Source organism: Actinosynnema sp. NPDC020468 (genome assembly GCF_040642015.1).
In the GTDB taxonomy this organism is placed as follows: domain Bacteria; phylum Actinomycetota; class Actinomycetes; order Mycobacteriales; family Pseudonocardiaceae; genus Actinosynnema.
In genome coordinates this window covers 1-22,038 of the sequence record NZ_JBFAEO010000042.1, presented here as the reverse complement: position 1 = coordinate 22,038, position 22,038 = coordinate 1, and the positions used below count along the sequence as shown (strand labels likewise).

At 73.3% G+C, this 22,038-nt stretch carries 22 protein-coding genes and 1 pseudogene; 9 read left to right on the top strand and 14 right to left on the bottom strand.

Annotation, left to right across the window (positions count from 1 at the left end; genetic code table 11):
* Positions 1-30 precede the first annotated feature (30 nt).
* From AB0G50_RS26535 to AB0G50_RS26520, 4 genes are all read right to left on the bottom strand, one after another.
* Positions 31-1,023 carry a hypothetical protein gene (locus AB0G50_RS26535; protein WP_360113350.1) on the bottom strand — a complete coding sequence of 331 codons (993 nt, stop codon included), beginning with the start codon at positions 1,021-1,023 and terminating at the stop codon, positions 31-33.
* Positions 1,020-1,889, bottom strand: a complete 870-nt coding sequence (locus tag AB0G50_RS26530; protein WP_360113348.1) for an ABC transporter ATP-binding protein — start codon at positions 1,887-1,889, stop codon at positions 1,020-1,022. Before AB0G50_RS26530 ends, AB0G50_RS26535 begins: the two co-directional genes overlap by 4 nt.
* The gene (locus AB0G50_RS26525; protein ID WP_360113442.1) at positions 1,886-2,278 is read right to left on the bottom strand and encodes a GntR family transcriptional regulator; all 393 of its coding nucleotides are present in this window, start codon (positions 2,276-2,278) and stop codon (positions 1,886-1,888) included. The genes AB0G50_RS26530 and AB0G50_RS26525 overlap by 4 nt, the downstream gene beginning before the upstream one ends.
* Before the next feature lie 174 nt (positions 2,279-2,452).
* Positions 2,453-3,166 (bottom strand): GGDEF domain-containing protein, encoded by a 714-nt coding sequence (locus AB0G50_RS26520; RefSeq protein ID WP_360113346.1) that lies wholly within the window; start codon positions 3,164-3,166, stop codon positions 2,453-2,455.
* A gap of 228 nt (positions 3,167-3,394) precedes the next feature.
* Here AB0G50_RS26520 and AB0G50_RS26515 point away from each other — a divergent pair, with 228 nt between their 5' ends.
* Genes AB0G50_RS26515 through AB0G50_RS26505 form a run of 3 tightly spaced genes read left to right on the top strand, consistent with a single transcriptional unit; the run spans position 3,395 to position 7,049 of the window.
* Positions 3,395-5,908 (top strand): sigma-70 family RNA polymerase sigma factor, encoded by a 2,514-nt coding sequence (locus AB0G50_RS26515; protein WP_360113344.1) that lies wholly within the window; start codon positions 3,395-3,397, stop codon positions 5,906-5,908.
* A gap of 24 nt (positions 5,909-5,932) precedes the next feature.
* Entirely contained in the window at positions 5,933-6,460 is a 528-nt protein-coding gene (locus AB0G50_RS26510; RefSeq protein ID WP_360113342.1) for a GtrA family protein, read from the top strand.
* Positions 6,461-6,497: 37 nt separating this feature from the next.
* A complete protein-coding gene (locus AB0G50_RS26505) occupies positions 6,498-7,049 on the top strand; it encodes a GtrA family protein (protein ID WP_360113340.1) in 552 nt (183 codons plus the stop codon).
* On the opposite strand, the gene AB0G50_RS26500 is transcribed toward AB0G50_RS26505, so the two are convergent.
* The gene (locus AB0G50_RS26500; RefSeq protein ID WP_360113338.1) at positions 6,997-7,686 is read right to left on the bottom strand and encodes a hypothetical protein; all 690 of its coding nucleotides are present in this window, start codon (positions 7,684-7,686) and stop codon (positions 6,997-6,999) included. The genes AB0G50_RS26505 and AB0G50_RS26500 overlap by 53 nt on opposite strands.
* Positions 7,687-7,742: 56 nt before the next feature.
* On the bottom strand, positions 7,743-8,516 hold the full coding sequence (hisN, locus tag AB0G50_RS26495) for a histidinol-phosphatase (protein ID WP_360113336.1): 774 nt from the start codon (positions 8,514-8,516) through the stop codon (positions 7,743-7,745).
* A 38-nt stretch (positions 8,517-8,554) separates the two neighbouring features.
* Between hisN and AB0G50_RS26490 the strand changes: the two genes are divergently transcribed.
* Entirely contained in the window at positions 8,555-9,220 is a 666-nt protein-coding gene (locus tag AB0G50_RS26490; protein ID WP_360113440.1) for a response regulator transcription factor, read from the top strand.
* Positions 9,220-10,494: an ATP-binding protein gene (locus AB0G50_RS26485; RefSeq protein ID WP_360113334.1), complete on the top strand. Its 1,275-nt coding sequence runs from the start codon at positions 9,220-9,222 to the stop codon at positions 10,492-10,494. The genes AB0G50_RS26490 and AB0G50_RS26485 overlap by 1 nt, the downstream gene beginning before the upstream one ends.
* Positions 10,495-10,812: 318 nt before the next feature.
* Here AB0G50_RS26485 and AB0G50_RS26480 read toward each other — a convergent pair.
* From AB0G50_RS26480 to AB0G50_RS26450, 7 genes and pseudogenes are all read right to left on the bottom strand, one after another.
* Positions 10,813-11,067, bottom strand: a pseudogene (locus tag AB0G50_RS26480) (hypothetical protein); the annotation flags it as partial.
* Positions 11,064-13,829, bottom strand: a complete 2,766-nt coding sequence (locus tag AB0G50_RS26475; protein ID WP_360113332.1) for a glycohydrolase toxin TNT-related protein — start codon at positions 13,827-13,829, stop codon at positions 11,064-11,066. The gene AB0G50_RS26475 and the pseudogene AB0G50_RS26480, both read right to left, overlap by 4 nt.
* 14 nt (positions 13,830-13,843) lie before the next feature.
* Positions 13,844-14,152, bottom strand: a complete 309-nt coding sequence (locus tag AB0G50_RS26470) for a hypothetical protein (RefSeq protein WP_360113330.1) — start codon at positions 14,150-14,152, stop codon at positions 13,844-13,846.
* Positions 14,149-14,604 carry a YbaB/EbfC family nucleoid-associated protein gene (locus tag AB0G50_RS26465; RefSeq protein WP_360113328.1) on the bottom strand — a complete coding sequence of 152 codons (456 nt, stop codon included), beginning with the start codon at positions 14,602-14,604 and terminating at the stop codon, positions 14,149-14,151. The genes AB0G50_RS26470 and AB0G50_RS26465 overlap by 4 nt, the downstream gene beginning before the upstream one ends.
* A gap of 298 nt (positions 14,605-14,902) precedes the next feature.
* Positions 14,903-15,832, bottom strand: a complete 930-nt coding sequence (locus tag AB0G50_RS26460; RefSeq protein ID WP_360113326.1) for a hydroxymethylglutaryl-CoA lyase — start codon at positions 15,830-15,832, stop codon at positions 14,903-14,905.
* On the bottom strand, positions 15,819-16,349 hold the full coding sequence (locus tag AB0G50_RS26455) for a PH domain-containing protein (RefSeq protein WP_360113324.1): 531 nt from the start codon (positions 16,347-16,349) through the stop codon (positions 15,819-15,821). Before AB0G50_RS26455 ends, AB0G50_RS26460 begins: the two co-directional genes overlap by 14 nt.
* A gap of 35 nt (positions 16,350-16,384) precedes the next feature.
* Positions 16,385-17,164, bottom strand: coding sequence for a biotin--[acetyl-CoA-carboxylase] ligase (locus tag AB0G50_RS26450; RefSeq protein ID WP_360113322.1), 780 nt, complete (start codon positions 17,162-17,164; stop codon positions 16,385-16,387).
* Between the two features lie 176 nt (positions 17,165-17,340).
* Between AB0G50_RS26450 and AB0G50_RS26445 the strand changes: the two genes are divergently transcribed.
* Together AB0G50_RS26445 and AB0G50_RS26440 are read left to right on the top strand one after the other, a co-directional pair.
* Positions 17,341-18,972 (top strand): acyl-CoA carboxylase subunit beta, encoded by a 1,632-nt coding sequence (locus tag AB0G50_RS26445; protein WP_360113320.1) that lies wholly within the window; start codon positions 17,341-17,343, stop codon positions 18,970-18,972.
* The gene (locus AB0G50_RS26440) at positions 18,969-19,190 is read left to right on the top strand and encodes an acyl-CoA carboxylase subunit epsilon (protein ID WP_360113318.1); all 222 of its coding nucleotides are present in this window, start codon (positions 18,969-18,971) and stop codon (positions 19,188-19,190) included. Before AB0G50_RS26445 ends, AB0G50_RS26440 begins: the two co-directional genes overlap by 4 nt.
* A gap of 4 nt (positions 19,191-19,194) precedes the next feature.
* On the opposite strand, the gene AB0G50_RS26435 is transcribed toward AB0G50_RS26440, so the two are convergent.
* The gene (locus AB0G50_RS26435) at positions 19,195-19,614 is read right to left on the bottom strand and encodes a hypothetical protein (protein ID WP_360113316.1); all 420 of its coding nucleotides are present in this window, start codon (positions 19,612-19,614) and stop codon (positions 19,195-19,197) included.
* 96 nt (positions 19,615-19,710) lie between these two features.
* On the opposite strand from AB0G50_RS26435, the gene AB0G50_RS26430 reads away from it, so the two are divergent.
* A complete protein-coding gene (locus AB0G50_RS26430) occupies positions 19,711-20,313 on the top strand; it encodes a Maf family protein (RefSeq protein WP_360113314.1) in 603 nt (200 codons plus the stop codon).
* Positions 20,314-20,487: 174 nt separating this feature from the next.
* Entirely contained in the window at positions 20,488-21,810 is a 1,323-nt protein-coding gene (locus tag AB0G50_RS26425) for a dicarboxylate/amino acid:cation symporter (protein ID WP_360113312.1), read from the top strand.
* Positions 21,811-22,038 lie beyond the last annotated feature (228 nt).

The following is a 22,038-nucleotide window of genomic DNA, read 5'->3' as shown; positions in this document are numbered from 1 at the left end:
ATGGCGCACGGGACCCCGCTCGGCAACGGGTCAGAGGCGGTGCAGTCGCCGGACCCGCGAGTACGCGACGTACAGCAGCACGAGACCCAGCACGAGGAACACCGCGCCCTCGAACAGCTGGAACCCGACCAACCGCGACGGCGGCTGGAAGTCCACGAACCGGTTGACCACGCCCTGGTCGCGCACGCAGTCCAGGTACGAGCCCCCGGAGTTGCCGTTGCACACCTCGGGTGTGGGCAGCTCGTTGCCCGCCGCGTCGGCGACACCGGCCTTCACGAGGTAGGAGTTGTCCGGGATGTCCGGCGGGAACGAGCCCGGGTCGGAGTACGGCCTGAACTGCACCAGCCGGCGCAGCGGCGGCACGAAGTACGGCCGCCACGAGTTCGCCACCAGCACCCTGGTCACCAGGTACAGGCCGATCGTCACACCCATCGACACCACCGTGCGTCGGGTGAGCACGCTCGCCGCCAACCCGAGGCCGAAGCCGAACACGACGTAGCCCGCCTGCGTCGCGGGCGACAGCTCGAACAGCTCGTCCCGGAACAGGTTGAACAGCTGGAACTCGCCCTGGACGGCCATCACGGCGAGCACGAGCGCGCGCACCGCGAGCGGGTACAGGCAGCCGATCAGCAGCGCGGGCACGAGCAGGAGCCCGACCTTGCCGACCAGCCAGCGGGACGGCGACACGTCCTGGCTCCACACCACCAGGTGCGTGCGCTGCTCGAACTCGCGCGACACCAGCGGCGCGGCCCAGAACACCGCCACGACCGCGCCGACCAGCATCGGGGTGAGGGTGAGCATCTGGGTGGTGCCGACGAAGCCCGACCCGTCCGGGAGCTCGTGGTCCGCCGACCCGGACGAGCGGACGATCGCCGCCATCGCCAGGGCGACGGCCGCCAGGACGGCCGCGAAGCCCGCCATCACGGCGATCGACAGGCGGTGCTGCCGCCAGGTCAGCCACAGCAGGTCCCGCCAGGTGACGGCGGCGCGGGTGACGGGCGGCGCGGAGGTCGCCGTGGTCATGCGATCGGTCCCTTCCGGGTGGCGGCGAGCTGCGTCAGCACGTAGTCCTCCAGCGTCACGTCGCGGGCGACCCACTGGTCCGGTGTCGCCGGTTTCGCCCCGTCCGGCAGCGCGACCAGGAACGAGGACTGGCCGCCGACGTGCTTGGCCTCCAGCACCTCCCCCGGCACGGGCGCCTGCGCCGAGGTCGGCCCGGTGTAGTGCACGTGCCGCTCCAACAACGCGTCCAGATCGCCGCCCGCCAGCAGCCGGCCGTGCGCGAGCAGCAGCAGGTGGTCCGCGACGCCGGCCAACTCGGTCACCACGTGGGTGGACAGCAGCACGGTCATGCCGGTGTCGGCGACCTCGGTCAGCAGCTGCGCGGCGACCTCGCGCCTGGCCAGCGGGTCGAGGTTGGCCAGCGGCTCGTCGAGCATCAGCACGGCCGGCCGCGAGCCGAGCGCCAGCGCGAACGCCACCTGGGCCTGCTGTCCGCCGGACAGCTTGCCGCACGCCCGCTTCAGCGGGATCTCGAACCGGTCCAGCCAGCGCAACGCGCGCTGCCGGTCCCAGACCACGTTCAGCCGCGCGCCGAGGTCGAGCACCTCCGCCGGGCTGAAGTTCCGGTACACGGGCTTGTCCTGCGACACGAAGGCGACCCGGCCCTCCGCGTCCGCCCGGCCCTCGTCGGCCTGGAGGAGACCGACGAGCACGCTCATCAGCGTGGTCTTGCCGGCGCCGTTCGCGCCGACGAGCGCCGCGACCCGACCCGCGGGCAGCTCGAACGAGCACTCCCGCAACGCCCAGTTGTCCCGGTACCGCTTCCCCAGTCCCTCGGCGCGCACCGCGATCGCGGTGTCGCCCACGGGTTCGACCACGGCCGTCATCCGACCGCCACCCCATTTCCGTCGCCCGAGAGGACGGCGCGCACCAGCGCGTCCACGTCCTCGTTGTCCAACCCCGCCGCGCGCGCGTCGCGGACCCACTCGGCGAGCCGCACCCGCAGCGCCACCATCAACTCCGGGTCCGCCGAGCCGAGCCCGGCCTTCACGAACGTCCCCGACCCCTGCCGCGCCTCGACCAGCCCGGACAGCTCCAGCTCCCGGTACGCCTTCAGCACGGTGTTCGCGTTGACCCCGCTGGTCGCGACCACCTCGCGCACGGTCGGCAACCGGTCTCCCGGCTTCAACCACCCGAGCCGCAGCCCCTCCCGGACCTGTCGGACCAGCTGTAGGTAGGCGGGGAGGCCACTGCCGCGATCGATGCGGAACTCCATCCCCTGCGCCTCCAGTGTTCTACTCAACTAAGACACTAGAAGACCAGAACGCCTACCGGGTGTCAACAGCGCGTGGTCACCTCGTCACCGCAACCCGCGCGTGCGGGTCGGGAGTGCGAAAAAGGAGCGCCCGCGGCGGGAGGCCGCGGGCGCTCGGGGGAGGGAGGAGAGGGTTCAGGGTGCCAGCAGGGTGGTCGCTTCCTCGTAGGTCGCGGGAAGCGGCACCACCCGCAACCGGACCGGACCGGTCGGCGCCACGTGCGGGTCGACGGCCAGCCGGTCGGCGGCGAGGAAGCGCAGGTTGGTCAGCCGGCGGCGCAGGTCGGGGTCCTGCCGGAGCAGCACGACCGCCGTCGACCGGGAGGTGGTGGCCAGCGTCTCGCCCGCGTCGAAGACCTCGCGCAGCGCGTCGGCGAGCAGGGTCATCGCGACGACCCGGGACCAGCCGGACACCTTCGACAGGTCGAGCGAGACGAACACCAGCACGTAGGAGTGGCCGCACGCGCGGGTTTCCGCGTACACCTCGCGCAGCCGGGTCAGCAGGTAGGCCGACGTCGCGAGCCCGGTCAGCGGGTTGTCGGCCGGGCGGTCGGCGGCGTGCCTGCTCATCACGTCGCCCCAGCCCAGTGCCGTCACCCGCAGCGCGCGGGTGGGGATCGCGTCGACGTTCGCCGACACGATCCCGGTCGACCCGGCGGGCTCGTCCACCACGGCGTGCAGCGCGGCCAGGTCGAGCAGGGTCTCGGCCAGCCCGATGCCCGCCGACGCGCGCGCCGAGCCCAACCGGTAGAGGGGACCGTCCGGGTCGTCCGCGCCCAGCACGGCCCGGCACACCTCGTCCACCTCCGGCACCGACCAGTCGGCCGGGTAGGCCCAGCCCGCCGTCACGGTCGCGGTGCGCCACCTCGATCTCAGCGCACGCGCACCGTCGACGTTCGACCGCCGTGGCACCACTTCCCGCACACGCACCCGGATGCCTCCTCACGCAGGGTTTACGCCTACGGGACGTCCGGACCGCTCGTCCATGACGTTGAAACCCGGACACAGTCGGGGGGCTCGGGATGACGGTCGAGGACCCGGTAGGCCAGACTGTTCCGCGCGAGGGAGGGAAATCACGTGGCGACCGTTCCTGCCGACGTCCAGGGACCGAGCGACGCGGAACTCATCGAGTCCGTTCGCGGCGGGGACATCGAGGCCTACGGGCAGCTCTACCAGCGCCACGTGGGTGCGGCCCACAACCTGGCGCGGCAGTTGGCGCGGTCCCAGGCCGAGGCCGACGACCTGGTGTCCGACGCGTTCGCGAAGGTCCTCGACACGTTGCGCGCGGGCCGCGGGCCCGACGCCGCCTTCCGCGCCTACCTGCTGACCGCGTTGCGCCACACGGCCTACGACAAGACCCGGCGGGACAAGAAGGTCGAGCTGTCGGAGGACGTCTCCGAGGTCGCGCCCGAGGCGACCAGCGTGCCGTTCAAGGACACCGCGGTCGCGGGGCTCGAGCGCTCGCTCGCCGCGAAGGCGTTCGCCCGGCTGCCCGAACGCTGGCAGACCGTGCTGTGGCACACCGAGATCGAGGGCCAGTCGCCCGCCGAGGTCGCGCCGATCCTGGGTCTCACCGCGAACGGCGTGTCGGCGCTGGCCTACCGCGCCCGCGAGGGCCTCAAGCAGGCCTACCTCCAGGTGCACCTCGCCGAGAACACCCAGGACCGCTGCCGCGCCACGGTCGACAAGCTCGGCGCGTGGACCCGCGGCGGCCTGTCCAAGCGCGAGACCACCCAGGTCGAGGCGCACCTGGACGAGTGCGCCGACTGCCGGCTGCTGGCCGCCGAACTGGCCGATGTGAACGGCGCGCTGCGCGCGGTCGTGGCGCCGCTGGTGCTCGGCGCCGGCGCGGCGGGCTACCTGGCCACCACCGCGACCGCCGCGAAGGGCGCCGTCGTGGCGGCGGGCGCGGTGCAGGCCGGTGTCGCGGGAGCGGCCGCGGCCAAGGCGGGCGCGGCCGGCGCCAAGGGTGGTCTGGCGACCGTGCTGACCTCCGCGCCCCGCCAGCTCGTGGTGACCGCGGCGTCGGCGGCGGCGCTCGTGGTGGCGGTCGCGGTCGGCATGGCCTCCGGCGGCGGCGACCAGGAGATCCCGGCGGCGCAGACGGCCGCGGCCGGCCCGACGGCGACCGCGCCCGGTCAGCGGGTGCCGACGCTGCCGCCGGCCGCCACCCAGACCTCGCCCCCGTCGGCGACCGCGCCCACCTCCGAGTCGCCCACCGGCGCGCCCGACTCGCCCGGCGGCGCGAGCCTGACCGACGCGCCCGCCACCACGACCGCGCCGGTCACCACGACCGCGCCCACCACGACCGCGCCGACGACGACCGAGTCGACCACGGCGCCGACGACGATCACCACCACGACGACTCCGACCACCACCGAGCCGACCACGACCCAGCCCACCACCACCCAGCCCACGACGACCCAGCCGACGACCACCCAGCCCACGACCACCCAGCCCACGACCACCCAGTCCACGACCGAGCCCACGACGACGACCGTCACCACGACGGTGCCGACGACCACCACGACGCCGCCCAAGCCGGACCCGAAGCCGCCGGTGTTCGTGCCGACGGTGCCCGCCGGGTACACGCTGACGCCCGGCGCCGCGCCGCTCGACCTGCCGATCACCGTGCTCAACACCGGCGAGGTGGCCTCGCAGCCCGCGACCGCCACCCTGGTGCTGCCGCCGGGCGTGCGCGCGGTCGGCGCCGGGGACCGGCTGCTCGGAGCGGGCCTGCTGCAACCCGACGGCGGCTCGCCGGAGCAGACCGTCGGCTGCGGCGCGGGCGAGGGCACGATCACCTGCGCCACCACGCTGGGCGTCGCGCCGAACGGCACCGCCACGTTCCTGTTCCGGCTGGTCGCCGACGACACCGCGGGACCCGGCGTGATCACCGGCACGGTCGGTGCGGGCGAGGCCGTGCGGGTCGACATCGAGGTCGAGGTGGCCGTGACTCCGGCCGAGGACTCGCTGACGCTCGTGGTCGACCGGTACGACGAGGTGTTCTGGGACCCCAGGTTGGACATCACGGTCACCAACACCGGCGGCCGCTCCGCGCCCGTGCGGCTGACGCTGGCCGCGGACGAGAACGTGGTCCTGCTGTCGCTGTTCCAGGGCTGCAAGCGGGACGACCACGTGATCGTGTGCGAGACGACGTTGGAGCGCGGCGCGAGCTACCGCACGTCGGCGTGGGCGGTCGCGCTGCCGCTGATCGGCGGCAAGGTCACCGTGACGGCGACGGTGGGCACCGCGACGAAGTCGGTCGAGGTGGTCATCGACGGCCGCCCCGACAAGCCGACCGAACCGCCGTCCACCACGCCGACCACGCCACCGACGACGACGGAACCGCCGACGACGGTCCCCACCACGACGACGCCGCCCAGCGAGCCGGCGCCGACCACCACGACGACGCCGACCCGGATGTCGACCCCGGAGCCGACGTCCACCACGCCGCCGTCGACCACGACCACGCCGCCGTCGAGCCCGCCGCAGACCACGACGCCACCGGCCACCACCCCGACCTGCGAGACGTGGTGGCCGCCGGTGCTCGGCGGGCTGCTGCCACCCTTCTGCGCCACCCCTTCGTGATCACGTCGGTCACCCGTGGATAGGGTGACCGACGTGCTGCCCCTCGCGCGCAAGCTGCTGAGCCGCCTCCCGGAACCGGTCCGCTTCCTCGTGCACAAGCACCGCGAGCTGATCAGGTTCGCCGTCGTCGGCGGCACGACGTTCCTGATCGACAACGGCGTCTGGTACGCGCTCAAGCTGACCGTGCTCCAGGACAAGGTCGTGACGGCCAAGTTCATCGCGGTGCTGGTCGCGGTGATCGCCTCCTACGTGCTGAGCCGGGAGTGGTCGTTCCACACCAGGGGCGGTCGCGAGCGCCACCACGAGGCCGCGCTGTTCTTCGTGGTCAGCGGCCTGGGCATCGGCGTGAACCTGCTGCCGCTGTACGTCTCGCGGCACGTGTTCGACCTGCACAACGAGATCGCGGACTTCGCCAGCGGCTCGGTGATCGGCATGCTGCTGGCCACCGCGTTCAAGTACTGGGCGATGCGCCGGTACGTGTTCCCGCAGGCCGACGCGCGTCCGGACCGGACCGTGGTGCCGATCGTCACCGACCAGCGCGAAGTCGCCTGAACAGGGCTTTCACGCCCGTTCTCCGTACACTGCCGGGGTGTCCGCAGTCGAGAACGTCGTCGCGCGCCTGCCCGAACCACTGCGCTCGCTGGCCCTCAAGCACAGAGAGCTGCTCAAGTTCGCGCTGGTCGGCGGCGTCTGCTTCGTGATCGACACGGTCATCTTCTTCGTGCTGAAGACGACCGTGCTCAGCGAGAAGCCGGTGACCGCGAAGGTGATCGCGACCCTGGTCGCCACGATCGTGTCGTACGTGCTGAACCGCGAGTGGTCGTTCAAGACCAGGGGCGGCCGCGAACGCCACCACGAGGCCGCGCTGTTCTTCCTGGTCAACGGCATCGGCATCGCCCTGAACTCGCTGCCGCTCGGCGTGTCGCGCTACCTGCTCGACCTCCAGGAGCCGCACATCAGCCGGCTCGGCGAGGAGATCTCCGACTTCGTGAGCGCGCAGATCGTCGGCACCCTGATCGCGATGGCCTTCCGCTGGTACGGCTACAAGAAGTGGGTCTTCCCGGAGGCCGACGCCCGCCCGCGCAAGGTCACCCGCTCGTACGACTCGCCGGACGACGAGGAAGCCCTCGGGCATTCCTGACCTTCGCCCAGCGGCTCCTGTGGAAGATCGGGTCGAGGCCGTAGACGTCGAACTCGCGGAACCCGTGCCGGTCGTCCAGGACCGGGGTGAGCGAGGCGAGCACCGCGTGCCCGTGCCGGTGCACGTCCCGCGCCGTCGCGACCGCCTCGCCCGCCGCCGTGATCAGGTCCGCCACCTCGTGCAGGCCGCTCGCGGACGAGGACACCACGAGCGTGCCGCCGTGCTCGGCCAGTCGCACCAGAGGTGCCGACCACTCCCGACGCCCGGGTTCCCGCGCGGGCGGGGTGCGCGCGGTGTGCGCCCGGGCGGCCCGCGGTCGGCGGCGCGTCCCGGTGCGCACGGTCGGCCAGGCGGACGGCCGGAACCCGACGTCCTCGCGCACGAACAGCAGGTCGGCGGGCGGCCAGTCGGCGAACCAGCCGGTGAGCTCGCCCGGCACCGGGTTGCCGCGCAGCGGGACGTGCACCGCGCTGTGCGGGCTGATCGCGGCCAACCGGGCGCAGGCGCCGATCCGCAGCAGGTCCGCGCGGTCGGCGGTGAGGTGGCCGTAGTCGCGCAACCCGGTGGACAGCACCCACGTGGACCGCAGCACGGCGCTCGGCACGAGCACCCGGCGCAGCAGCCCGGGGCCGCGCACCGGGTGGGCGTTCAGCGGTATCCGTACGGCCCGATCATCCCGGGACCGGCAAACCCTTAACCGCGCAGCAGGGCCAGGGCCTCGTCGTGCAGGACGCCGTTGCTGGACAGCGCGTTGCCGCCGTCGAACCGGGGCGCGCCCGCGAGGTCGGTGAACCGGCCGCCCGCCTCGGTCACCAGCACCTGGAACGGCGCGACGTCCCACGGGTTCACGATGGCCTCGGCGGCCAGGTCGATCGCGCCCTCGGCGACCAGGCAGTGCTGCCAGAAGTCGCCGAACGCCCGGTTCTCCCACACCGCGTCGGCCAGTTTCAGGTACGCCTCGCGCGAGTGGTGCTCGACCCACGAGCCCAGGTGGGTGGTCGAAAGGTACGCATCACCCAATTCGTGCACACCCGACACGGTGATCCGGCGCGTGCCGTTCGGGTCGGACGTGAACGCGCCCTCACCGCTCGCGGCCCACCACCGGCGACCGAGCGCGGGCGCGCTCACCGCGCCGACGACCGGCGTGCCGTCGACCACCAGGGCGATCAGCGTCGCCCACACCGGAACGCCGCGCAGGAAGTTCTTGGTGCCGTCGATCGGGTCGAGGACCCACGTCCTACCTGCGCCGACGGTGCCGCCGCGCTCCTCGCCCGCGACCTCGTCGGCGGGGCGTTCGGCTGCCAGCACGGCCCGGATGGCGTCCTCGACGGCCACGTCGGCGTCGGTCACGGGGGTCCGGTCGGGCTTGCGCTCGACGCGGAGATCACGGGCCAGGAAGCGGGCCGTGGTGATCGCGTCGGCGGCGTCGGCGAGGCGGAGTGCGAGCGAGAGGTCAGGCGTGGACACGCGGGGATCGTGCCACGCCTACGCTGGGTCCCGTGAGCGTGGTGTTGCTGGCCGAGGACGATCCGGCGATCGCGGAGCCGCTGTCGCGCGCGTTGCAGCGCGAGGGCTACCAGGTGCAGGTGGTCGGTGACGGCCCCGGCGCGCTCGAAGCCACCGCGCACGGAGGGATCGACCTCCTCGTGCTCGACCTCGGGCTGCCCGGCATGGACGGGCTGGAGGTGTGCCGGCGGTTGCGCGCGGGCGGGCGCGGCGTGCCCGTGCTGATGCTGACCGCCCGGTCCGACGAGGTGGACTTCGTGGTCGGGCTGGACGCCGGCGCGGACGACTACGTGGCCAAGCCGTTCCGGCTGGCCGAGCTGATGGCCCGGATCCGCGCCCTGCTGCGCCGCCGCGCACCCGGCACGCTGGAGGTGAACGGCGTCCGGATGGACCTCGCGGCGCGCCGGGTCACCGTCGACGGCCAGGAGGTGCAGTTGGCGAACAAGGAGTTCGAGCTGCTGCGCGTGCTGATCCAACGGGCGGGCCAGGTGGTGAACCGGGACGAGATCCTGTCCGAGGTGTGGAACGACCCGGAGCTCAAGAGCAGCAAGACGTTGGACATGCACATGTCCTGGTTGCGCCGCAAGCTCGGCGACGTGCGCTCGGTCGAACGCCGCATCGCGACGGTGCGCGGCGTCGGCTTCCGCTTCAACACCGCGGACTGATGCGCTCCCGGATCCTGCGCGCCATCCTGCTCGCGGTGGCCGTCACGGGGTTCGTCCTCGGCATCCCGCTGGGGTACGCGGCGCTGCGGCTGGTGGACGACGGCGCGCGCGGCGACCTGGCGTCCCGCGCGCAGCGGATCGCGGCGTCGATCGACGACCAGATCGCGGGCGGCCAGGCCATCGACCTCGACCCGGTCGAGGTGGGTGTGCCGGTGGGCGGGCACCTGGTCGTGACGGCGGCGGACGGCACGCACGAGCTCGGCCAGTCGCCCGGCGAGGACGCGCTGTCGGTGGAGGTGCCGATCGCGCAGCAGGGCACCGTGCGGCTGGAGGTGTCGTCGGCGCCCATGCGGACCTCGCAGTACCAGGTCGCGGCGCTGGTGGTGCTGCTGATCGCGCTGTCGGTGGGCACCGGGACGATCGTGGCGACCGTGACGGCGCGCAAGCTGGCCCGTCCGCTGCGGCACGTGGCGGCGCGGTCGGCGCGGTTGGGCGCGGGCGACTTCCGGCACGACGAGCGGCGGCACGGCGTGCCCGAGCTGGACCTGGTCGCGGACGCGCTCGACCGGTCGGCGGGCGCGCTGGCGCAGCTCGTGCAGCGGGAGCGGGAGCTGGTGGGCGACGTGTCGCACCAGCTGAGGTCCCGGCTGACGGCGTTGCAGCTGCGGTTGGAGGCGCTGGCCGAGCACCCCGAACCGGAAACCGCGGCCGAGGCCCGTGCCGCGCTGGAGCAGGCCGAGCGCCTGGCCGAGGTGCTGAACGAACTGCTGGCGGCGGCCCGCGCGGCCCGTGCGGTCGGCGCGGAACCGCTGGACCTGGCCGTGGAGCTGACCTCGATCGCCGAGGAGTGGCGCGAACCGCTGCGCAGCCAGGGCCGGTCGATCCGGGTCCGGGTGCCGGAGGGTCTGCTCGCCAGGGCGACGCCCGCCCGGTTGCGCGAGGCGATCGGGGTGCTGCTGGACAACGCGGCCCGGCACGGCGAGGGCCAGGTGGTCGTGTCGGCCCGCAGCGACGAGGGCACGGTCGTGGTGGAGGTCGCGGACGCCGGTTCGGGCGTGCCGGACGAACTCGCCGGGCACATCTTCGAACGCGGCGTGTCGGGCGGCGGCTCGACGGGCGTGGGTCTGGCCCTGGCCCGCGCCCTGGTGGACGCCGACGGCGGCCGGCTGGAACTCTCCGCCGCCCGCCCCGCGACCTTCGCCGTCTTCCTCCCCGTGCCGAAGGCGGAGGACGTGGTGGGCGTGACCTGGCGCCCGGACGTCACCCCGCGCTAGCCGCGGCTACTTCGGCGCGGGCGCCGCGGGATCGGTCGCCTGGGCCGGGACCCCGGCGACAGCGCTCGGCTGCCCGACCGGCGAATCCGGTGCCCGGCCGGGAAGTCCGGCCGCCGCGCCCGACGAATCCGGTACCTGGCCCGAGGATCCGGGCGGCGCGCTGCGCTGCGTGGCCCGACCCGGAAGTCCGGCGGTCGGTCGCACGGCCGACGGGTCGGGCGCCTGGTTCGGTCGCACGGCCAGCGGGTCCGGCGCCAGTTCCGGGGTCGGGGCGGTCGGGACCGGGAGCGGCGCGGTGGCCGGGTCCGGGGTGGCGGGCGCGGTCGGCAGGACGCCCACCACGCCGCGCACCACCTGCGACCAGACCAGGCGGCCGAAGAGGTAGTGGCACGCCACGTCCTCGCTGGTGAACCTGGCCCAGTCGTAGCGGTTGCCCTGCTCCAGCCAGAAGACCTCGAAGCCCTCGGCGTCCGCGCGCAGGCACCAGGTGTTGTCGACCTCCTCGTTGAACGACACCACCTCCGCCGGCACGCCGACGGCGAGCAGCCACCCCTGGATCGACTCGGTGTTCAACGGATCTCCTCCAGGTAGCCCAGCACGACCAGCTCGGCCACCGGGTACGTCGTGCGGTAGCGCACGCCGCCACCGGCCTGGCCGAACCACTCGGCGGACAGCGTGAACCACACCGGCAGGTCGCGGACCACGCGGTAGCGGTGGTAGCCGGCCGACGCCAGCGCCGGCGGCAGCGAGCGCGCGGTGAACGCGGTGCCCGCCTCGGACAGCACCCGACCCTCCGGGCCGCCGAACCGGTCGATCTCGGTGCCCGCGCCCAGCACGCCCGGCTGACCGGCCTCGTAACCGCCCTCGGGGAACATCTCGGCGGGCGGGTAGGCGTAGGCGGGCGGGTTCTCCCGCACCAGGAACCGGCGGTCCCAGTCGCGCTCGTGCATGCCCGCCTGCGGGTCGTACCCGGCGAGCAGCGCGGCCGGGTCGCCGCCCGCGCCGTGCCGGTAGCGGGGCCGTTCGGCGGCGGAGGCGTCGACCAGCGCGCCCTCGGGGTGACCCTGCGGCTCGAACCGCAACCCGGCCGCGAAGTCCTCCTCCGCCGACCGGGGCGGCAGCTGGCGGGCCGGCGCGGACGCGGGCTCGGGCAGCGTGCCGCCGGGGAACATGCCGATCAGGAACAGCGCCGTCGTCTCGTCCGAGGGCCGCGCGGTCGACGCGGCGCGCACCGGCGCCCGGTCAACGACCTCGGTCGGCACCACGGCGGAGGTCGGACCGGACATCAGCGGCCCGACGACCTGGTGGCCGTCCCTGACCAGGGTGTCCCGACCACCGGAACCCAGCGGCAGCACCGCGAACCCGTAGACGCCGTCCTGCTTGGCCTTCGCGTCCTTGGCCGCCGCGGCGTCCTTGGTGGGCACGGCCTCCTTGGCCTGCGCGCCTGCGTCCTTGCCCGGTGCGCCCGCGTCCTTGGCCGGCTGGCCCGGCTGCTGGCTCGACTGCTGCCCCGACGACTGCTGGCCGGAGTTCTGCCCGGCGGGGTTCTGCCCGGACGGCTGACCGGACGACTGACCGGCGGACTGGCCCTGCCCGGACGCCACGCCCTGGCCCGACGAGCCGGGCTGACCGCCGGTCGGCGAACCGGCCGGGGTACCGGACTGCGTCCCGGGCAGCGGCGCACCACCGCGCGGCGCGTCGGTGCGTTGTCCCGCAACGCTTTCCGGCCCGCGGGCACCCTGCGCGGCCGCCGCCTGCTGAGCCTGCGCCTGGGCCTGCGCCTGCGCGGCCGGCGCCGCGGCCGGCGCGGACGGGGCCGGGGTCACCGACGGCGTCGACACGCTCGGCGCCGAGGACACCGGCGCCGAGGGCGCGGCGGTCTGGTTGCCGAACGCGGGAGCGCTCGGTGCCGTCGGGGTGGCCACCGGGGCGGGCGCGGCGTGCGCGGTCTCGACGGGGAGCACCGGCCGGTCCAGCACGGCGGCCGACGACGCGGCCGTGGTGTCGGCGTGCGGCACCAGGGGCTCCACGTGCCCGGTCACGACCTGCGGGGTGACGCCGGTGAGCCGGTCGACCAGGTTCGGCGTCGGCGCGGTGACGTCGTGCCGCAGCCCGGGGTCCACGACCTGCGGCCCGACCTGGGGCTGCGGCGCGGACGGGTGCGGCTGCTGACCACCGAGGTCGCCGACCCGGTCCACCACCTGGTGGGTGACGTTCCCGACGGCCTGCTCGGCCGAGCCCACCACGGCCGGGATCAGCGGCAGCCCACCGCTCTTCTGCTGACCGGACCCCGAGCCGGAGCCCTGCCCCGAACCCTGGCCGGTGTCCTGCCCGGCACCCGGACCGCTGTCCCGACCACCGTCGTGACCGCCGCCCAGCAACGGGTCGAGCAACCCTCCACCAGGCGCCTTGCCGCCCGGCGCCTGGCCCTGCCCTTGGCCCTGACCCTGCCCTTGACCTTGGCCCTGACCGTGGCCCTGCCCCTGGCCGGACCCGGAGTCCTGACCGGGAAGCAGGCCGTCGAGCAGGCCGCCGCCGGGCGTGCGCCCGCCGTTGCCCTGCGCCGGACCGTGCCCCGGTGCCTGACCGCCGTTGCCCTGGCCGGTGTCGTGCTGACCGGTCGGCACGCCACCGTCGTGGTGACCGCCGACCACTCCGTCCACCACCGGCAGCCCGGTCGGCGAACCGCCGACCAACACCGGCAGGCCGGACCCGTGCCCACCGAGGACGGGCAGGCCGGACCCGTGCTGACCGGCCGGCACCGGCAGGACCGAGCCGTGGTGGCCGTGCGCGCCGGGGTTCGCGTCGACCGGCGGACGCACGCCGCCCACGTCGAGGCCGCTGTCCAGCCGCACCGACGACGTCAGCGTGTCGGTCAGGTGGGTGGCGTTCGCCGCCGCGCCGCGGATCGCGGTTTCCAAGCCCAGCAAGGCGTTCGGGTGCCCGGCGGACGCCGCCTGGTTCGCGGCGTCGGAGTTCTTGGCCAGGTTGACCAGCTCGCGCACCAGCTCGACCTTCGTCGCGCCCACCTGGGTGGCCGCGTGGTCGAGCCGGTCGGCGGCGGCGGCGCAGCCGCGCGCGGCGCGGGTCAGGTGGCCGTCCGGCGCGACGAACGTGTTCCAGTGGCCGCGCGCGGCGTCGGCGGTGGAGCCGTGCATGGCGTTCAAGGCCTTGCCCGCGGACCCGTCCGACTCGCCGGCCAGCGTGGTGAGCTTGGTGCCCGCCTCGCGCCACGCCACGGCGGACGCGCGGAGCTTGTCCTCATCGGCCTTCGGCCACGTCACGCCTGCTTTCGCGGCGACCTCGGCGAGTTCCGCCGGCAGCTCGATCCCCATGACGGCCCCCTGTGTCAGATCTGACCGAACGCGGTGGTGTTGCCCTCTTCGACACCCCGGTAGGTGCGCTCGGTCTCGGCGAACCTGCGGCTCACCCCGCCGAAGCCCCGGTGCACCGCGTCGAGGCCGCCGAGCGCGTCCGCGGCCGGCTTCACGTGCCCGGCGGCGAAACTGCGCCCGACCGCGTCGTCGCCCCAGCACTCGCCGAGGGCGTCGAGCGAGGTGCTCAGCTCGGTGGTGATCCTCCCGGCGCGCCCGGCGAACGCGTCGAAGTCGCCGGCGCCCTGGGTGAGCCTGTTGAGGTCGGACTGGAAGCCGCTCATCTCGATCTCCTCGGGGTGGCCTCGACGTTCAGCCAGTCGCGCTGTTCGAAGTCCTCGTCGTCGACCGGACGGGCCCGGGTGGGCGCGGGCGGCGCGATCTCCTCGGGACGCAGGTCGGCGGTGCCCTTGACCAGCGCCGCCGGGTCGGTGCCCGCGGGCAGCACCGGTGTCAGCGTCTTGTAGGCGCGTTCGGCGGCCTTCGCCGCGGCCTCCTGGGTGACCCGCACGATCACCTGGGCCAGCTGCTCGGGCCGCATCCGGTACGCGTCGGGGGTCAGCTCCAGGTCGGTCAACCCGCCCTGCGGACCCACGACCGCGGTCACCGAACCGTCCGGGCTCGTCGCCGACGCGCTGATCCGCGCGAGGTCGCGGTGCACGGACGCCAGCTGGTCGCGGCTGCGCCGGTAATCGGCGAGCAGCTCGTCCACCTGGGCGCGGTGATCGGTCGTCACGGCCACCTCCGGTCTTCGCCGTCGCCGCACAGGGTCGTCGGTCGCGCGTTGGACGTTACGACGACCGGCCCGGTTCCCGCTCGCTCCACCGGAATTCCGCGGCGAATCGCGTCCGCGGACCGTTCGGGCGAGTCGTCGCGACGAAGGGTTCGGGCGGATGCCGCACGAGCACCGCGGGACCCACCCGTCTGCCCGGGAAATCCCACCGCAGGGCGGTTTCCGGACGCGGCGCCGGCCCGCTACCCCGAGTCCGGCTCGCGTTCGAGCCCGCCGGGACACGTGCCCCGGCGGGTGTCGGTCAGCCGCGCAGCGCCCGCACCACCCGCGACGGGCTGGGGCGGCCCAGGCGGTCGGCCATCCAGGCGCTCGTGTCGCACAGCCTGTCCAGGTCCACGCCGTGCTCGACGCCCAGGCCGTCGAGCATCCACACCAGGTCCTCGGTGGCGAGGTTGCCGGTCGCGGACTCGGCGTAGGGGCAGCCGCCGAGGCCGCCCGCCGACGAGTCGACCGTGCGCACGCCCGCCTGGAGCGCGGCCAGCGTGTTGGCCAGCGCCTGGCCGTAGGTGTCGTGGAAGTGCACGGCCAGCCGGTCGACGTCGTCGAAGCCGGCGAGCAGGGCGGTCACCTGGCCGGGGGTCGCGACGCCGATCGTGTCGCCGAGCGAGAGCTGGTCGCAGCCCATGTCCAGCAACCTCTTGCCGACGCCGATCACCTGGTCGCGCGGGACGGCGCCCTCCCACGGGTCGCCGAAGCACATCGACACGTAGCCGCGCACCGCGAGACCCTCGGCCTTGGCCCGGGACACCACGGGCTCGAACATGCCGAACTGGTCGTCCAGGGTGTTGTTGAGGTTGCGGCTGGCGAACGTCGCCGTCGCCGAGGCGAAGATCGCGATGTGCTCGACGCCCGCCGCGAGCGCCCGATCGAGTCCGCGCTCGTTGGGCACCAGCACCGGGTACGCCACACCGGGCCGCTTGGCCAGTCCGGCCAGCAGCTGCTCGGCGTCGGCCAGCTGCGGCACCCACCTGGGGTGCACGAAGCTCGTCGCCTCCAGCACGGTGAGGCCGGCGTCGGCGAGCCGGTCGAGGAACTCGAGCTTCACCTCCACCGGCACGACGGAGTCCTCGTTCTGGAGGCCGTCGCGCGGGCCGACCTCCCAGATCGTGACGCGGTCCGGCAGGTTCGGCGCTGTCACCACGTCCGGCAGGCCGTTCTCACGCGCGCTCATCGATCGCCCTGCCCTCCGGGTGGAAGTCGTCCTCGGGGTTGTCGTTGATCTCGCGGTAGAGCAGCGAGTGGACCCGCTCGACACCCGGGATGTCGTCGAACTCCAGCGGCTCGTCGGACGCGGACTCGATCACGAGGGTGCCGCAGCCCAGGACCCGGTCGAGCAGGCTGTGCTCGAACCGGACGCTGTTGATCCGGGTCAGCGGGATGTCGAGGCCGGTGCGCTTGAGCACGCCCTCGCGGTACATGACGCGGTCGCTGGTGACGATGAAGTGCGTGGTGCGCCAGCGCACCACGGGCGCGAGGGTCAGCCACAGGACGAGGGCCAGTCCGACGGCGGCCAGCACGATCCAGGCGATCGCGTGCCACGACTGGTCGGAGAGCAGCGCGGCGGCGTACGTGCCGCCGGCCACCACGACGAGGAAGACCAGCACCGGGACGAGGAGCATCTTCCAGTGCGGGTGCTTGTGGATAACGACGTGCTCGCTCGGGCTGAGCAGGTCGTCCGGGTAGGCCACGGCGGTACCTTTCGCCAAACCGGCTGGTGTCGGGATCACCGTACTCGCAGGTGCACCACGTCCCCGGCGGAAACCACGTGGTCGTTCCCCGACTCGTCACGCACCAGCAACGTGCCGTCGGCGGTGACGTCGACGGCCGTGCCGAGCAGCGGCGCGCCCTTGGCCAACTCGACCCGGACCGGCGCGCCGATCGTCGCGCAGTGCCGCACGTACTCCGCCCGCACCTCGTCCACGACGCCGTGCCCGTACCGCCAGTCGGACTCGATCGCGTCCAACTCGGTCAGCAGCGTGACGGCCAGGTCCTCCCGGTCCACCTCGCCCGCGTGCTCCGCGAGGCTCGTCGGCGCCAACCCGCCCGGACCGGGCCGCACGTCGGCGGGCAGCCGGGCCACGTTGAGCCCCATGCCGACCACGACGGCCTCGGGCGCGGCGATCTCGGCCAGCACGCCGGCCGCCTTGTCGTCCCCGATCAGCAGGTCGTTGGGCCACTTCAGCGCGGCCTCGACGCCGACCGACCGCGCGGTGCGGACCAGCGCGAGCCCGGCGATCAGGGTCAACCACGGTATCCGGCCCGCCGGCACGCCCACCGGCCGGAACAGCACGCTCACGTAGAGGCCGCCGCCCGGCGAGCGCCATTCGCGCCCCCGCCTGCCCTGACCGGCCGTCTGCTCGCCCGCGACCAGCGCGGTGCGGTCCGGCGCGCCGTCCCGGGCGGCCGTCGCGAGGTCGGTGTTGGTCGATCCGGTGCTCGCCACCACGTCCACCCGCGGGTAGCCGGGCAGCCGGCCGCGGAGCTTCGCTGCGTCCAGTGTCACGCCGTGCAGCGTAGGAGCGACCCGTCCCGCTCGCTGTCGGAGCGGGTGTGGACGCGGGACGGGCCGCTCGGGTGCAAGGTTGCAACCTCCAGCGCGGTGGAGGTCAACTCCGCGTCCAGTGACCTGGGCTACTCGTTCCGATCCGGATCGGTCCGGTCTGGTTAAGCTGCCTCGCTATGAGCAGCGCGACGGCACCGATCGGCGAGGAACCGGACGTCCACACCACGGCCGGCAAGCTCGCCGACCTGCGCCGACGCACCGACGAGGCGGTGCACGCCGGCTCCGCGCGGATGGTCGAGAAGCAGCACGCGAAGGGCAAGAAGACCGCCCGCGAGCGCATCGACCTGCTGCTGGACCCGGGCTCGTTCGTGGAGCTGGACGCGTTCGCGCGGCACCGCTCGACCAACTTCGGCCAGGAGCGCAACCGCCCGTACGGCGACGGCGTGGTGGCCGGGCACGGCACCGTCGACGGCCGTCCGGTGTGCGTGTTCTCCCAGGACGTCACGGTGTTCGGCGGCTCGCTCGGCGAGGTCTACGGCGAGAAGATCGTCAAGGTCATGGACCTGGCGCTCAAGACCGGCCGGCCGATCGTCGGCATCAACGAGGGTGGCGGCGCGCGCATCCAGGAGGGCGTCGTCTCGCTCGGCCTCTACGGCGAGATCTTCCGCCGCAACGTGGCCGCGTCCGGCGTGATCCCGCAGATCTCGCTGATCATGGGCGCGAACGCGGGCGGCCACGTGTACTCGCCCGCGCTGACCGACTTCGTGGTGATGGTCGACCAGACCTCGCACATGTTCATCACCGGCCCGGACGTGATCCGGACCGTGACGGGCGAGGACGTCGGCTTCGAGGAGCTGGGCGGCGGTCGCACGCACAACACCAAGTCCGGCAACGCGCACTACCTGGGCGCCGACGAGGACGACGCGATCTCCTACGTCAAGGAGCTGCTGTCCTACCTGCCGCCGAACAACCTGTCCGAGGCGCCGGTCCTGGACGCGCCCGACGACGTCCTGCACGGCTCGATCGAGGACTCGGTGACGGCCGAGGACCTGGAGCTCGACACGCTGGTGCCGGACTCGGCGAACCAGCCGTACGACATGCACGAGGTGATCACCCGAGTCCTCGACGACGGCGAGTTCCTCGAGGTCCAGCCGCTGTTCGCGCCCAACATCCTGGTCGGGTTCGGCCGGGTCGCCGGCCAGTCGGTCGGCGTGGTGGCGAACCAGCCGTCGCACTTCGCGGGCTGCCTGGACATCGACGCCTCGGAGAAGGCGGCGCGGTTCGTGCGCACCTGCGACGCGTTCAACGTCCCGGTGCTGACGTTCGTGGACGTGCCGGGCTTCCTGCCGGGCACCGACCAGGAGTGGAACGGCATCATCCGGCGCGGCGCGAAGCTGATCTACGCCTACGCCGAGGCGACCGTCCCGCTGGTCACCGTGATCACCCGCAAGGCCTACGGCGGCGCGTACGACGTGATGGGGTCCAAGCACCTCGGCGCGGACGTGAACCTCGCGTGGCCGACGGCGCAGATCGCGGTCATGGGCGCGCAGGGCGCGGCGAACATCGTGCACCGCAAGACGTTGGCGAACGCGGTGTCGGCGGGCGAGGACGTGGACGCGCTGCGGGCGCGGTTGCAGCAGGAGTACGAGGACGCGCTGTGCAACCCGTACGTGGCCGCCGAGCGCGGGTACGTGGACGCGGTGATCCCGCCGTCGCACACCCGCGCGCACGTGGCGCGGGCGCTGGCGGTGCTGCGCGACAAGCGCGAGGCCCTGCCGCCCAAGAAGCACGGGAACATCCCGCTGTGAGCGCCGCGTCGGAGAGGCCGTACCTGCGCGTGGTCCGGGGCAACCCGACCGATGTCGAACTCGCCGCGCTGACCGCCGTGGTCGCCGCGGTGGGCTCGACCGGTGCCGTCGAACCCGCGACGACCGCCCGTTCGACCTGGTCGGACCGCTCGCGCGCGGTCCGCGGCGTGCTCCGGCCCGGTCCGGGCGCGTGGCGGGCCTCGACCCTGCCCCGCTAGCCGGTCAGCACTCGACCCGTCGGCTGTTGACCTGCACCCCGCCGCTGCCGAGCACCATCACCGCCCGGCACCGGACGCCGCCGGGCACCGGCACCCGCACCACCATCCACACCGCGCCCTGGCCGGCGTCGACCTTCGCGTCGGCGACCTGGACCCCGTCCGAGGCCACCACGTCCGGCACCCGGTTCAGGTCGGCGACCGAGCGGGCCGCGTCCTCCACCACGCCCATGGCCCGGCCCTCGACCACGTCGTCCCGGCCGGCGATGGGCCAGAAGTCCACGCCGTAGGCCACGGGATCGGTTTCGACCACCCCCACCACCGCGGCGCAGCCGACCACCGCCGCCACCGCACCGCACCACCACCACCACCGCCGCCGGTTCCGCCCGGCCTCGACCCGGCGGACCACCAAGGCCCTGCGCTCCACCCCACGAGCGTCCCGCGCGGTCGCCGGGGCCACATCGGTAGTACTACGCACCCACCGGCGGTACGCCTCGAGACAGGGGTAATTAGGGTGCGGGGCGTGCGATTCGTGTTGGCTTCCCAGTCCCCCGCCCGGTTGGCCGTGCTGACGGCCGCGGGGGTGTCGGCCGTGGTCCGGGTGTCCGGGGTGGACGAGGACGCGGTGACGGCGCGGCTCGGCGACGTGCCGCCCGCCTCGGTGGTGACGGCGCTCGCCCTGGCCAAGGCCGAGGTGGTGGCGGCGGACGAGGACGACGCCGTGGTCGTGGGGTGCGACTCGATGCTGTTCACCGCCGACGGGCAGTTGCAGGGCAAGCCGCACTCGAAGGACGTCGCGCGCGAGCGGTGGCGGCGGATGGCGGGCACGACCGGGGTGCTGCTCACCGGGCACGCGGTGATCCGGAAGGTCGACGGGCGCGAACTGCGCGCGGTCGGCCACGAGGAGACCCGGGTCCGGTTCGGCACGCCCGGCGAGGCGGAGCTCGAGGCGTACCTGGACAGCGGCGAACCGCTCGAGGTCGCGGGCGGCTTCACGCTCGACGGGCTCGGCGGGTGGTTCGTGGACGGCGTCGACGGCGACCCGTCCAGCGTGATCGGGATCAGCCTGCCGCTGACCCGGAGGCTGCTGGGCCGGGTGGACGTGTCCGTGTCCGACCTGTGGTAGTCGTTGTCACAATTCACCTGATCCGGGAAGCTCCCTACAGGCAGTAAGCGTTGGGGGAGCCGATGAACGAACTGCTCACGCGCCGCAGGCACATCGACTACGGGCGCAGGACGAACGCAGCTTGTCACTCCGGGTGACCAGTCTGCCCTTCCCTGCACCCGTTAGGAGAAGCACGTGTCCTTCGTCCGCACATACACGAAACCGAAGGTGTTCGGGATCACCGTCCTGGCCGCCCTCGTGCTGGGCGCGCTGGCCGGGTACCTGGCCAAGTCGGCCGGCCTGAAGTGGTTGGCGACCACGCTGTCCGAGATCGGCGGCGCGTTCACCAGCCTGTTGCAGTTCACCGTCATCCCGCTGGTGTTCACCGCGATCGTCGTGGGCATCACCAGCCTGCGCCGCCTCGGTTCCACGAAGGCGGCCCGGCTCGGCGGCAAAACCCTGCTGTGGTTCGCGATCACGTCGTTCATCGCGTCGGTGATCGGGTTGGCGCTGGCGTCGATCTTCCAGCCGGGGCGCGGCGTGCAGGTGACGCCCGCGGAGAGCGTGCTGAAGAAGCTCGCCGACCGGCCGGGCGGGTCGTGGAGCACGCTGCTCGACACGTTGATCCCGTCGAACCTGTTCAGCGCCTTCACCGAGGGCGAGGTGCTCCAGGTCGTGTTCGTGTCGATCCTGGTGGGGTTCGCGGCTTACGCGCTCGGTGAGCGGGCGGAGCCGTTCGTGCGGTTGACGCGGTCGGTGTTCGACATCATCCAGAAGATCGTCGGCTGGATCGTGCTGCTGGCGCCGATCGGTGTGTTCGGGTTGATCGGGAACGCGTTCGCGACGTACGGCAACTCGTTCGTGCGACCGCTGTTCTCGCTGATCGCCGTGGTGTACGCGGGGTCGCTGCTGGTGCTGTTCGTGGTGTACCCGATCCTGCTGCGCACGGTCGGCAAGGTCAGCCCGGTGACGTTCTTCGCGAAGGCGTGGACGGCCATCCAGTTCGCGTTCGTGTCGCGGAGCTCGGGCGCGACGCTGCCGTTGAGCCGGCAGACGGCGGCGAACCTGGGCGTGGACAACGACTACGCGAGCTTCGCCGTGCCGCTGGGCACGACGACGAAGATGGACGGCTGCGCGGCGGTGTACCCGGCCGTGGCGACGATCTTCATCGCCAACCTGTTCGGGGTGCAGCTGGGCGCGTGGCAGTACGTCGCGATCGTGGCGGTCGCGGTGTTCGGCGCGCTGGCGACGGCGGGCACGACGGGCTGGTACACGATGCTGACGCTGACCCTGGGAGCGGTGAACCTCCCCCCGGAGGCCATCGCGGCGGGCGTGGCCGTCGTCTACGCCATCGACCCGATCCTGGACATGGTCCGCACCGCCACCAACGTGGCGGGCCAGATCACCGTGCCGGTCGTGGTGGCCAGGACCGAGAACCTGATCGACGACGACATCCTGAACGCCCCCAGCACCCCACCTCTCCTGAACCCCACCCACCACGAGCCCGTCCCCGCCTGACCGCGCACATCGGGTAGGTCGGGTATGTCGCGCACGCCAGGCATGCCAGGCACACCGGGCACACGGAGTTCGGAGTGCAGGTCGGGCACTCGCAGGTCAGGCACTCGCAGGCCGACCATAGGCAGGCCGGGTTACGCAGGCCGGGGATTACCACGACGAAAGACGCCCCCAACCCCGCCGGTTCCCCACCCGAGATCACAAAAACGACGGGGACGGAAAGCAGGTCAA